Annotated in this window: 11 protein-coding genes and 1 tRNA gene; 6 read left to right on the forward strand and 6 right to left on the reverse strand. The window is 54.0% G+C overall.

From position 1 onward, the window contains the following. The coding region (locus BAQU_RS00005; RefSeq protein ID WP_211277054.1) for an IS256 family transposase at positions 1 to 598 on the forward strand (598 nt) is incomplete at its 5' end. Here the strand turns inward: BAQU_RS00005 and rarD are convergent. Then, a complete protein-coding gene (gene rarD, locus BAQU_RS00010) occupies positions 550 to 1,368 on the reverse strand; it encodes an EamA family transporter RarD (protein ID WP_094692036.1) in 819 nt (272 codons plus the stop codon). The two genes, BAQU_RS00005 and rarD, sit on opposite strands and share 49 nt — an antisense overlap. A 363-nt stretch (positions 1,369 to 1,731) precedes the next feature. Here rarD and BAQU_RS00020 point away from each other — a divergent pair. Beyond that, positions 1,732 to 1,805 (forward strand) — tRNA-Thr (locus BAQU_RS00020). Positions 1,806 to 1,838: 33 nt separating this feature from the next. On the opposite strand, the gene BAQU_RS00025 is transcribed toward BAQU_RS00020, so the two are convergent. The 3 genes from BAQU_RS00025 to BAQU_RS00035 form a co-directional block, all read right to left on the reverse strand. Continuing rightward, on the reverse strand, positions 1,839 to 2,483 hold the full coding sequence (locus BAQU_RS00025; protein ID WP_094692038.1) for an anthranilate synthase component II: 645 nt from the start codon (positions 2,481 to 2,483) through the stop codon (positions 1,839 to 1,841). A 126-nt stretch (positions 2,484 to 2,609) separates the two neighbouring features. Continuing rightward, on the reverse strand, positions 2,610 to 3,692 hold the full coding sequence (locus BAQU_RS00030) for a class E sortase (protein ID WP_094692167.1): 1,083 nt from the start codon (positions 3,690 to 3,692) through the stop codon (positions 2,610 to 2,612). Positions 3,693 to 3,804: 112 nt separating this feature from the next. Then, entirely contained in the window at positions 3,805 to 4,560 is a 756-nt protein-coding gene (locus tag BAQU_RS00035) for a DUF881 domain-containing protein (RefSeq protein WP_094692039.1), read from the reverse strand. Between the two features lie 85 nt (positions 4,561 to 4,645). On the opposite strand from BAQU_RS00035, the gene crgA reads away from it, so the two are divergent. After that, positions 4,646 to 5,179, forward strand: coding sequence for a cell division protein CrgA (crgA, locus tag BAQU_RS00040; RefSeq protein WP_094692040.1), 534 nt, complete (start codon positions 4,646 to 4,648; stop codon positions 5,177 to 5,179). A 783-nt stretch (positions 5,180 to 5,962) separates the two neighbouring features. Here crgA and BAQU_RS00045 read toward each other — a convergent pair. Both BAQU_RS00045 and BAQU_RS00050 read right to left on the reverse strand, forming a co-directional pair. Further along, entirely contained in the window at positions 5,963 to 8,314 is a 2,352-nt protein-coding gene (locus BAQU_RS00045) for an ArnT family glycosyltransferase (RefSeq protein WP_094692041.1), read from the reverse strand. Next, positions 8,314 to 9,243 (reverse strand): dolichyl-phosphate beta-glucosyltransferase, encoded by a 930-nt coding sequence (locus tag BAQU_RS00050; RefSeq protein ID WP_094692042.1) that lies wholly within the window; start codon positions 9,241 to 9,243, stop codon positions 8,314 to 8,316. Before BAQU_RS00050 ends, BAQU_RS00045 begins: the two co-directional genes overlap by 1 nt. 250 nt (positions 9,244 to 9,493) lie before the next feature. Here BAQU_RS00050 and BAQU_RS00055 point away from each other — a divergent pair, with 250 nt between their 5' ends. Genes BAQU_RS00055 through BAQU_RS00065 form a run of 3 tightly spaced genes read left to right on the forward strand, consistent with a single transcriptional unit; the run spans position 9,494 to position 12,619 of the window. Further along, positions 9,494 to 10,975: an aggregation-promoting factor C-terminal-like domain-containing protein gene (locus tag BAQU_RS00055; RefSeq protein WP_094692043.1), complete on the forward strand. Its 1,482-nt coding sequence runs from the start codon at positions 9,494 to 9,496 to the stop codon at positions 10,973 to 10,975. Between the two features lie 50 nt (positions 10,976 to 11,025). After that, entirely contained in the window at positions 11,026 to 11,970 is a 945-nt protein-coding gene (gene rsmA / locus BAQU_RS00060; protein WP_094692168.1) for a 16S rRNA (adenine(1518)-N(6)/adenine(1519)-N(6))-dimethyltransferase RsmA, read from the forward strand. A gap of 25 nt (positions 11,971 to 11,995) precedes the next feature. Then, complete coding sequence (locus BAQU_RS00065; protein ID WP_094692044.1) at positions 11,996 to 12,619, forward strand: LytR C-terminal domain-containing protein; 624 nt, start codon at positions 11,996 to 11,998, stop codon at positions 12,617 to 12,619. Positions 12,620 to 12,655: the final 36 nt, after the last annotated feature.

A 12,655-nucleotide genomic window follows, 5' to 3' on the forward strand; every position in this document is an offset into this window, starting at 1 on the left:
GGAGGGCATGAAGGAGGATTCGGCGAGCTGGAACAGCTTCGTCTCCTCGCTCATCTCGCGTGGGCTTACCGGCGTGCGCCTGGTGACCGGCGACCGGTGCGCCGGACTGGTGAACACCGTCAGTGAACTCCTGCCACAGGCCCGCTACCAGCGGTGCATGGTGCACTTCATGCGCAACGTGCTCTCGAAAGTCTCCCCTCGTCACACCCGATGGGCCGGGGACGCGCTCAAGGCCGTGTTCGCGATGGAATCACGCGAATCGGCGTTGGCCAAGGCCGAGCAGGTCGCCACCGAGATGGAGGAGCGGAAACTCAGGGAGGCCGCCAAGTGCCTGCGCGAGGGCATCGACGAGACCACCACGTACCTGCTCAAGGATTACCCGGTCGAGCATCGCCGGCGCATCCGAACGAACAACATGATCGAACGGTTGAACCGGGAGATCCGCAGGAGAACCCGCGTGGTGGGCGCTTTCCCGGATGGTAGATCGGCATTGATGCTCATCACTGCGAGAATCCGCTACGTCACCGGCAACCAGTGGTCGACCCGCCGCTACCTGGACATGTCCCGACTCCACGACACCATACAGGAAGCGAACTGACAACGCACACAGGAAACAAAAACCAAAGTGCGCAAGAACCCGGGCACTACCTGCACGCCATAGGCAAAGGTAATCAGGGGAATTGCCGTCACAATACCCGCTCCCATGAGGAGAATAATGACACCAAGGTCTTGATGAACGATTCCAAACCCCGGCTGCCATAGGATCCAGAGGAACGCCAATGGTGTGACGACCGCCGTTTCGAAGGTGATGGATTGCCATGAGTCGAGAGGCACGACCCGTTTGAGCAGACCATATCCGCAGAAGCTCAGTGCCATGATCAGACCCAGCCAGGGGACGCCACCACTGCCAGCGATGAAGATGCACACGCCAACTGCAGCCAACACCAAGGATGCCCAGCCATAGACATTGGTCCGCTCTCGTAGCACAATCAGGGCAATAAGCATGTTCATCACGGGCATCAGAAAGTAAGAGGCCGATGCCTCCAAGGTCTTGCCAACACTCACAAGAATGATGTAAAGCAACCAGTTCGCGCTGATGAGCAGTGCAGCGATAACGGCCAATATGAAGAGCCTCGTATTACTCCACAGTTTCGGGATGGTGGCGAAGAAGTGCCGGTGCCTGCGCAACACCACCAACAGCAGCGCCATCGTGACCACCGTGGTAATGATGCGATAGGCGAGGACCGTATTGGGCTGCACACTGTGCAGAGCATTCCAATAGATGGGGAGCAACCCCCAGGTAACGCTGGAGATGGTTATGGCAATCAGACCGCGAGGTGTCTGCGCGACAGGAGGAGCCGTAGGCATAGCTGCAATATTACCTGCGGTGTGTGAGCAACACTTTTCCACGGCAGGCTTTGCATCGATGATTCTTCGCTCCAGATCTGCTTCAGCATTGCTGCTTATCTTGAGTTTTCAAAGTCTTCAACGTGGAAGGTGAACAGCCGCCAGAGAATCGCAGTGAGATATATGCCCTGCTGTTTCTTGAAGATTCGTTGCGCCCCACCCGTTGCAAACTCAATTACAAGCTCAACCTGCACAGTGCACCATCACACTGCGAGCTGAATCAATCTGCCTGCATGGAGTCTGAGTTGCATTCACAATATTCCGACTCTTCTGGCACACCCCGTTCGTATTTCTAGAGATGTGCTGGTATGCTGTTCGATTGTTGCCTCCTTAGCTCAGTTGGCCAGAGCAGCCGCCTTGTAAGCGGCAGGTCGTCAGTTCGAATCTGACAGGAGGCTCGAATATCTTGAAGAAAGAGCGTTCAGCCCCTCTCAGGCAACCACTTTCGGCTTCAATCCCCTTGAATTTTCTACAGCACTCGTTTGGCCACAGATTGCAAGGAAGTTCGCCAACATTCGATATCCACCCTCAGTCATCACCGATTCAGGATGGAATTGAACCGCATACAACGGCAGTGTGCGATGCTTCAAACCTTGAATGATGTGATCGTCCTGTGTCCATGCAGTGACTTCGAGCTCGTCAGGGACGGTGTCGCTCTGCACGGCAAGCGAATGATATCGTGTAGCCACCATGGGGTTGGCTATGCCAGCAAAGACCAAGTCATCAATGTGCTCGATACGGCTGGTTTTTCCGTGCATGATCTTGGGCGCGTGCCCAACCTTGCAGCCATATACCTCGGCAAGCGCCTGAAGCCCCAGACAGACACCGAACATGGGTGTCGAAGTGCGAGCGCACATGCGGATCGTGTCTTCGCTCATTCCTGAGTCGGCCGGAGCACCCGGTCCTGGAGAAATCAAGACACCATCAACGCCGTCAAAGGCATGTTCGCTACTGAGATCCACATCGTCGTTTCGACGCACGGTTACCGTTGCGCCAAGCGTCTTTAGATAGCCGACGATGGTATAAACAAAGGAATCATAATTATCGACTACCAGGATGCGTGCAGAATCGCTCATTTCCCCTCCAGAGATCGTACGAATATTGTGCCATAAAAGTTCATTGAATATGCAACGATCAGTTATAGGCGCTGATTGTTGCATTGTGAAAAGCCGCTTAATCGTGAATGTTGTTGAGTTATTGAGTTATTGAACCGAAACGTAATTTGACATCAGCTGCAGATACGGCACATTGCTTGCCATCCACGGAAACAGCCATTCAAACATGGCAGTTGCCGCCGCCACTGCGAGAATAAGCAGGAGCAGCCACCGGATTGGAGCTATGCCTGACTGATGCCGATAGAGCGATCCATAGAAGCTGAAATCGGGGCGAGGTCGAGAACCATGGTGAATTGCCCTCAACGCCGGATAGCGCCACACTGCGAGTGCTGCACAATATATGACTGCGTACGCAAGCAGCAGCACAATCACAACCGGACGCAATGAATTGAGACGAGCCAGGACAGATCCCTGATTTTGCTCCTTGAAGGTGACTGCGCTGGTTCCGCTTGAATTGGCCAATTCCTTGGGAATGCCGTCAGAGACCTTTGCCCAGTAATCAAGTTCGCCCCAGCTGATCCAGCGGTGTGTGGCCTCCGTGTATCGAGGTTCACAGGTTGTCAACGTAATCATCCGCTTCACCGCAGCTGCAGATGGATCCACCGGGTTAGGCGCAATGACGCCAATATCGGTCGGGAGCACGATCTTCTTGGTTGTGTAATGATAGACATACCAGTAATCCTTGGTACGCACGATGATCGCATCGCCCTCTGTGAGCGTGTCGACATGTGCCAAAGGTTCGCCATATCCTGCCCGATGCCCAGCAACTGCAAAATTACCCACTTGGCCGGGCATCTGCGTATTCGTATAGTGGCCTACACCGTGACGCGCCAATTGTTCGTTTGTGGTTCCCTGAACCACGTTGCGTGACCATGCTGAGCCAAATCGTGGAATATACAGCTGCGCGATCAGATCTCCAACCTGTGCACTGGCTGGCTCCTCTGGTGGATTCCCCTTCTGAGCCTGGGCAATGGAAATCCTGCCGTTGGCATTGCCTGGATCCGTCCATGACGAACTTTGTCGGGTGGCGAGCTGTGTGTGCTCCGATTCGACTCCCGTCCACCACAATTGCCACGCAATGTACAATGCGCATACAACAGCCAGCGTGACGAGAATCTCTCCAACCAATCCCATGGCAACGAGCAGTGCATGCCTTGGTCTGCGCGGCATTGGCTCCTGTGCATCCTCAGCTTCCGACGAGTTGTCGTCAAAGTACGAGCTCGAATCCAGATCTTCAAGTGACTGGCTTATGGCATGCCGCCCAATATAAGAAGCGTTATGTCTACTCATTGGCTTTGGCCTTTTCATCTACTTTCGCATACTGCAGGGGTTGGAGCACAGCAGTTGCCTTCGGGAATGTCAGTGAAGCGGACGTTTCAACTTTCCATCCTAGACCAATGGAACTCACGTACTGCTGGTAAATCTGAATAGTTGGCGAATTGTCGAGTGCATCGATCATATCCTGTGTTGGCCCGATTGCAGAAACCGTATATGGAGGTGAGAATTTCTTGCCCTGAATGAGCAACACGTTGCCCACGCACCGCACGGCAGTGGTCGGCAATACACGCTGATTCTGAATCTCCATGGATTCCGCGCCGCCCGCCCAAAGTGCATTGATCACGCCTTCGAGGTCCTGCTGATGCACGACATAGTCATTGATGGTCGCTGACGATCCTGATTCATCGAGTTTCTGCTCCCACAATGGCGAATCATCAAGGGTCACCGTCACTCCCGGACCCTTGACAGCCGGAAGCACCGTACTTGATCCTGGATCATCGCTCTCTGCCTTGTTTGTCTCGCTCGTACTTGACTTCAGCGAATTGATCCGAGAACTCAGACGGCTCACCTGCGAACTCAGTGAATTGACCTTATCTACTCGCTCCTCAACCAAACCCGCTGTATCGGAGGTCACAGTGACGGAACGATTAACTCGGATGTTGGTAATCAACAGATAGCCTGTAAGGGCAAAAATGACCGCAACGGCAACCATTCCAGGCAACGAATGATGGATTTGATGCTTACCGGTGTGCTGTGCCATATCCGACCTTTCTTGACTGTCGAAGTGGTTACTTTAGAATCTAACCATTATTATGACTTATAGCCTATCGAAGGAGACTACACTCATGGCAGATCAAGAGCTGCACGAAACCGACGCTGACGCGTTGGATTCCGGGCAACAAGAGCCAGTTGAAGAACAGCTGACCACGGAATCACAGGTCTCGGAACACACTGAAAGCGAACATGACACAGCTCTGGACACTGATGACAGTGAAGATTCCGAAGATACCGATGCTACTGACAACAATGATTCAACCGAAGACACCGATGAAGATGAAAACTACGGCGTTTCCATGGACAAGGTTCAGGCCGTGCTCAACCAAACCGTTGACAAGGATGCGCTCACGCCTCAGATGAAGCGCATGATTCAGCGTCAGGAAGAGAACACGAAACGCGTTGAGGAATCGATCAAGGGAACGAAGGCGAATTCGAGCTGGTTCGTCCCAGTCATGTGCGCGTTCATGATCATCGGCGTGATCTGGTGCGTAGTGTATTACCTCAACAGCGGCTACCCGATCCCTTCGATTGGAGCATGGAATCTTGCCATCGGATTCGGCCTCATCATGATTGGATTCTTCATGACCATGGCTTGGCGCTGAGCTACCGATATTGCAGCCATTGGGCAGCATTGGGCAGAGCTCCACACCATACTTGCTCAGAGAGATGTCCCACGCCTACTGCGGCGTGGGATTTTTTGTGCCATATTCGATATGCGACACACCGATTTGTTTTATACAGTTTGTATATTAATATAAGAGTCTGTTGGAACTCATATTTTTTACTGGGTAAGTATCCAGAAGTCTTCCCCCCAACAATGACTTCTGGTCACCGATGGGTCGAGCTATCCCCCAACCTGCTCGTCCCGTTATGGGGGCGGGAGCATCCCCTTCATTCCCGCCCCTCATTCTTTTCTTGTGATCAATTCTCTTCCTTCATGGTTCTTGCATGTGCGCATGGTGTGCTCTTGGGCGGTTTGCGGAATTACAGGCACAAAAGGGGTTATAGGCAAAAAGCGTGTCCCGCCATCCCGAGTCCCATTGCTCCCCGTCATTTCGAGTGTCATTCCTCCCCGTCATTTCGAGTGTCATTCCTATCCCCGTCATCTCGAGCGGAGCGTAGCGGAGTCGAGAGATCTCACCTCAGCGATGCCGACAGATGAGATCCCTCGACTCCGCTCGGGATGACGAGGAGGAATGACACTCGGGATGACGGGGATAGGTCGGGATGACGGGAATAGGAATGAGGCTCGGGATGACGGGGATAAGAATGCCGGGTTATAGACATGAAGGGGTTTCGGATTGTTTTCTGGTTGACCTAGTGCGTTCGTGCTTGCTGACGTGGTTGCACTCAATGGGTGCAACCACCACTAGAAATTGTCTTTTCTACGACGCTGATTGGGAAAGATCGTAGATCGTCACACCATCCACGGTTGTTGCTTTGTAATGCGCGGCCACCCAAGATGCAATTTTCGATGCGGAGCCAGAGCCACCCATTTGCGTTCCGCCCATTGAGGAAGACGCGATGTAATAGTGAATCAACCCTTTCTTGACATACTGCTTGAACTGCTTGAGCGTTGGGGCAGGATCCGAGCCATTGAAGCCTCCGATCGCCATCACGGCCTTCTGTGAGGAGAGCTGGTAGCCTGCGGCATTTTGTGAGCCGGTAGTTGCAGCAGCCCAACGGTATGAACTTGATGACTTTTTCAACATCGACACAATCTTCGAGCTGGCAGAGCTTCCGCCCATGCCCATGCCTCCCCCCATACCTTCATTGGAAGAGCCTGCTTCCATGCCACCCATCGAGGCTGCTCCACCCTCTTGCGTGGAACCCTCATTCATGGCTTCGCCAGACCCAGAAGTACCGCCCGGCCCTGAACCTGAGCTCGGAGGCTGACCCATTGCACCATCACCCATTGCGCCACCGCCCATGGAACCTTGCTCCATTGAACCGCTGGGCATTTCGGGAGCTTCCCCCGAATTCTGCCCCGAAGCACCTGAAGGAGCTTCGGCGTTCGAAGCGGATTGTTGGTTGCTGTTCTCAGTTTCCATAGTTCCCGATGCTCCTGACGCACCGCCTTGACCACCGCCCTGATTACCTCCCGGGCCACCGCCCTGGCCGCCACCCATGCCTCCCATGCCGGTGGAAGAGGTCACATTGGGTCCGGCAAGAACGATCGACCCTGTGTGACCTGTGCTGATGGTGTAAGCCGTCCATGCGAAAGGACCGGAAAACAGCGACACCGCAGAAAGCGCGAAGCCCACCAGCGCAATGCGCTTGGACGACGACAGTGCTGCAACGATCAACACCACGGCGGCAAGAATTCCAACGCCGAGAATGCACCACTTCAACCAAGGCAGCCAGGTGCTTCTTCCGGCAAGCGTGAAAGCCCAGTATGCAGAGGCGAGCACCAACGCGGGCGAGACGATTTTCGCCCAAAGCGACTTGCGTGCAACCCACAAGCCCATGACCGCAACAGCTGCAAGCACGGCAATCGCAGGAGACAGAGCAACCGTGTAATACTGATGGAAAATTCCTGCCATGAAGCTGAAGGTCAGCCATGTCACGACGAGCCATCCGCCAAAGACGATCACGCTTGCACGTCGAAGATCCACACGGGAGGCACGTCCCAGCACGATGAATCCGATGATGATTCCGGCAAATGCAAGTGGCGCGAGCCAGGCGATCTGCGTGCCATATTCGCCATCGAACAACCGGGCCCAGCCTGTCTGCCCCCACATGCCACCGCCGGTTCCGCCAGTGGACGAGCCACCGGGCACGACCGATCCTTCCTCACTCCCTGTCAGACGGCCGAAACCGTTGTATCCAAAGGTAAGCTCCAGGAATGAATTATTCTGCGACCCACCGATGTAGGGACGTGAACCCGATGGGACGAAAACCGTCAGCAGAACCCACCAGCCTGCAGCGACGACGATGCCGACCATGGCGACAAGGCCGTCAACGATGCGACGCATAAAACCTGTTGGTGAAGCGATGAGGAACGCGATAGCGAATCCTGGCAACACCAGAAAAACCTGCATCTGCTTGGTGAGGAAGCCAAATCCGATCATCGCTCCAGCAGCGAGCATCCACCATGTGCGGCGGCGGTTTCCTGCCTTCGTCGCAGCGTATTCAAGCGAACGCAGAACAGCATGCGCCGCCCCCATCATCAGCAAGATAAGGAGTGCATCGGGGTTGTTGAATCGAAACATCAGAGCCGCCACTGGTGTGAGAACAAAGACGAGTCCTGAAATCAGGCCGGCCGCATTGCCCCAATACCTGCGTACCGTGGCATAGAGCAGAAGGGTGGTGAGCACGCCCATGATTGCCTGAGGAAGCAGTATGGAGAAGGAACTCAGACCGAACGCACGCACCGAAAGCGCCATGATCCAGATAGATGCCGGCGGCTTGTCGACGGTAATTGCATTTCCGGAATCCAAGGAGCCCCAGAGGAAGGATTCCCAGTTGACCGATCCTGCCTGAACCGCCGCCGAATAGAATTCATTGGCATAGCCGGAAGCCGTGAGATTGACGAAGAACGCCGCGCCAGCGAGAGCCAGCAGGAGCCCCAGCAGAATCCAATCCGAAAGTCGTCTCTTTGGCAGACGATACATCGTGATCCCCACGCGAGATGCATGCCGATTCCCTGACAATGCTGTTCGCTCATGCCGTCCCACCCTCGCGCTGTGAGGGGCAGCGGCTGTCGAGGCGAGAGGAGTTCTGATTTGTTCGCTCATTATGCGCTCACTTTCACATTGGCGAGTTCAATCAACGACCCGCGTAATTCATGCTGGCTTTGGGCCCCCCAACCAAGGGATGCGTATGGGTTCGAAATGCGGCAACCGATTTCCTTGCGTATGTCTTGCCGCATTCTTCGCATGCCTGATATGTCCTTGCTCACCGTGTCGGGAATGTTGACCCTGCTGTCGCTGTCTTCCACCCAGGTCACGGGAATCTCATAGATGTGCATGTTGCGTCGTTCTGCCAGCACCAGCATCTCGGTGTCGAAAAACCATTCGTCATCCTTGATTCGAGGCAGCAAGATGGAGGCAGATCGGGCAGTCAGCGCCTTGAAACCGCATTGAGCATCATGGAACTTGACGCCAAGATACGTTCTGAGCATGAGGTTGTATGTTCGTGAGATGAATTCACGTTTCGTCGACCGTTTCACGTCTGATTGTGCGAGAAGTCGTGAACCTATCGCCACATCCGCTCCTCCTGCGAGCAGTGAACCGACGAGAGTCCCCGTGAAACTGATATCCGTCGACAAATCGACATCCATGTAGGCAACGACGCGAGCGTGGGATTCGGACCAGGCGTTCTTCAATGCGGCTCCGCGTCCCTTGCGGCCAATGCGCACCGCTCTGACCATGCCGGCATATCGTTCGCAGAGTCTGCTGGCTACCTGCCATGTGTTATCCGTGCTGGCATTGTCTGCAATGACGATATTCCAGGTGAAGGCACTCACCGGACCTGTCTGGCCTGAAAGATATGCGCCAAGTTTCTCGATACACGCTTCCAGCGTGTGTTCCTCGTTGTATACGGGGATGACGATATCCGCATCGACATAATGTGGATATCCTCGACGCTCGACGATTTGCGAATGTTGCGATGTCTGCCCGTCTTGCGTCGGGCCGCTGTTGATAATCTCATGTTCTGTGCTCATGCCTCTATGAAAGCGCTGCAGTCTTGTCGTTTTCTTCGCGCAACGTAACAGTTCCATACAATGCAAGGGATGATTCACTTAACGTTTTCTGAACGTTTTCTGCACACAGTCGACCTCATTGTTTGATGCATGCAACATCAAATGTAGACATTTCCCGCTAACTTCCACGCATGGACTAACCTTCTTCAGCTTCTGCCGTTACAATCGCACCATAGATAGGGAGCTATGCGGAAGATGAGGGAGCGCTGATATGGCTAGACGTTGGACACCTCGACAGTTCCTCATCCGTAGACGCATACGCGTTGCAGTCTGTGTTGTTGCAGTCATGGCAGCATCGTTCACCGCTTTTGGCATTGGAGCAAGAAAAACCGTTGCCCTCGAGATTAACGGCAATACGAAAATCGTTCAGACCTATGCAATGAGCATCAGCCGTCTATTGCAGGAGCAGAAGATCGATGTGAAGACGCACGATCTTGTTGACAGCACATCAGGCAACGATCTGACCAATCATGATGTGGTTCGCGTACAAAGCGCATACCAGACGACAATCAACATCGACGGCCAGCAGGTCCCCTTCTGGACAACCGCTACGAGCATGCAGCAGTTGCTTGCATTCTTCCACGAGAACCAGCAGAACGCCGTGAAGGTTACCGTAGACATTCCCAATGTATACAACCAGCTCACCGGCGGGTTGGTCATCAATAAAAAGGGTCCCGTCACCGTTATCGCCGATGGGAAAAGTTCCGTCGCTCCCAACGGCGAGCTTCCCGCTGCCTCGATTCTCGATTCCAAGGGAATTGTCCTTGGCAAGAATGATCGCGTCAGCGTCGAAACGGACAATGGAACGACGATCCTGCGCGTTCGGCGTGTGAAATACACGCAATCCACAAAAACCGTAACCGTGCCCCATGGCACACAGACCATCGTGGATAATTCCCTCGCAGCAGGTGAAACCAAGGTCGAGCAACAGGGTAAGGACGGCGAAAAGCGGGAAACCTTTGACAATACTGTCGTGGACGGCGTTGTTGAGTCCTCGAAGCTGGTGAAGAACGAGACACTGAGTGTGGCGATCGATACGATCATCGCCGTGGGACCGCAGAAAACCGAAACTCAGGATTCCAACGGCAGTGGCTCTGGGTCGGGTTCTGGATCTTCCTCAGACGGCTCATCTTCAAGCAGCAGCGCTTCCAGCTCTGACAAGTTATCATCGTCAAGCAGCTCGTCGAGCGCTTCCGAATCGTCGAAGCAATCTTCCAGCAAACCCAGTGCAAGCAGTTCATCGTCAAGTACCGGCACATCAACGACCAGCGCTGCGCCGAAGCCGACTCCCACTTCCAAGCCCACGACGAGCACTCCGACACCCAAGCCAACCACCACAACTCCTACACCGACGCCTTCGACAGGCAGCGGCTCAAGTTCTGGCAGACTGTGGCACCCGACAGTTGCCCAGGCTCAGACGTATGCCGCTGGCGCAGCGGCACAGCGCGGATGGACTGGGGCACAATGGGATGCCATAGTGTGGATTTGGAATCATGAATCAGGCTGGAGTTGGTCAGCAGCAAATTCAAGTGGTGCCTACGGAATCCCGCAGGCACTCCCAGGAAAGAAAATGGGAACAGGCTGGCAAGATGATGGTGCCGTCCAGATTGACTGGGGACTGAGCTATTTCGCGCAACGTTACGGAACACCGCTCAAGGCGAAGGCATATTGGCTCGCAAACGGCAATTACTGATGAGCCACAACACAACTCACCCGATAGGGTGCCATACACGCTCTCGAAACATGACTGGGGAAACTTTGCACGACACACACCACCACGATTCTCGCTTGCTCGGAGCCTCTGACATCCGAATGCTCGCCGAACGGGCAGGTATCACCCCGACGAAGAAACTCGGCCAAAACTTTGTCATAGATCCAGGTACGGTCAGACGCATTGTGCATGAGGCTGGTATTCAGGCCACTGATTCGGTTCTAGAAGTGGGACCAGGACTTGGTTCTCTGACTTTAGGGATTCTTGAAACCGGTGCAATGGTGAACGCAATCGAAATTGACCGCTCCCTGGCGCGACAATTGCCATCAACCATCCAGGAATTCATGCCCGAGGCTGCCGGACGGTTGCATGTGCTCAACAAAGATGCATTGCAGGTCACTCCATCCGACTTGCCCACGCTGGACAATGAACGTCCATTCACTCTGGTTGCAAACCTGCCCTACAATGTTGCGACCCCTGTAATTCTCACGTTGTTGGAGCGTTTCAGCTCGCTGAATTCATTGCTTGTCATGGTGCAGAAAGAGGTTGCAGATCGTCTGGTCGCACAACCAGGAACCAAGATCTATGGCGTGCCCAGTGTGAAGCTTGCCTGGTATGGCGAAGCTCATCGCGCGGGGCTGGTGGGACGAAACGTATTCTGGCCAGCACCCAATGTCGATTCAGCGTTGGTCAGATTCCAGCGAACTCGAAACATGCAGAGCAGCAACAATGCAACCGGCATGTTTGCAATCATTGATGCGGCTTTCCGCCAACGCCGCAAGACACTCCACGCTGCATTGAAAGGCATGGTTCACGATTCGGCATATATTGTGAGCGGAATCGATCCAAAACGACGTGGGGAAACATTGACCGTCGATGAGTTTGATGCACTTGCGCAGGCTGAATCAGACCGACCTTTTCAAGAACAGCACAATACAGGGGCGTCTGGGTCAGACTATGACGCTAAGCTGAGTTAAGTCAATTTTGCGGAAGGGTTGGAATATGACGGTTCCCAAGCCATTCGATGAACGCCAGGCGCGTAAGCAGTTTGTACGCAGGCGCCAAAAGCTGGTTTTCACCATAACGGTTGTAGTTCTTGTTGTAGCCATGGTGTTTTCCCTGCTTTTTGCACTTGGTGATCTCGGAAAAACGGTTAAGCAATCGGTTGCCAACAAACCTAACTATGGTGTTGCCGTACCCTGTGCACCCTCCAATTCCACCTATGTCAACCATCCCAACGTAACGATTCGTGTTCTCAATGGCACTGATAAGTCCGGTCTGGGCACGGCGGTCATGGAAGCTCTGAACAACGACGGCTTCAGCACACAGGGAGCGGCAGATTTCCCAAGCTCTCATGAATTCACGCGCACCGAGATTCGTTTCGGCAAGAATGGCATCGCCAATGCCTATACCGTTTCCACGGAATTCAGCGATGCCATTCTTCGCATGGACGATCGTTCCGACAAGCTTGTCGATGTGATCGTCGGTTCAACCTTCAACAATCTGAAGAAGACCACCACAAAGACCGCTTCCGGGCAGAAGATTACTTCGATCGAAGGCTGCGTCACTGATCCTTCCACGATGAAGAATCTGCCAAAGGCCAGCAGCCACACAGCCGTCAACTAGCACATACCGTCATGATTGTAAGGCCGCACAGCGTTG

Source organism: Bifidobacterium aquikefiri, from assembly GCF_002259795.1.
In the GTDB taxonomy this organism is placed as follows: Bacteria; Actinomycetota; Actinomycetes; order Actinomycetales; family Bifidobacteriaceae; genus Bombiscardovia; species Bombiscardovia aquikefiri.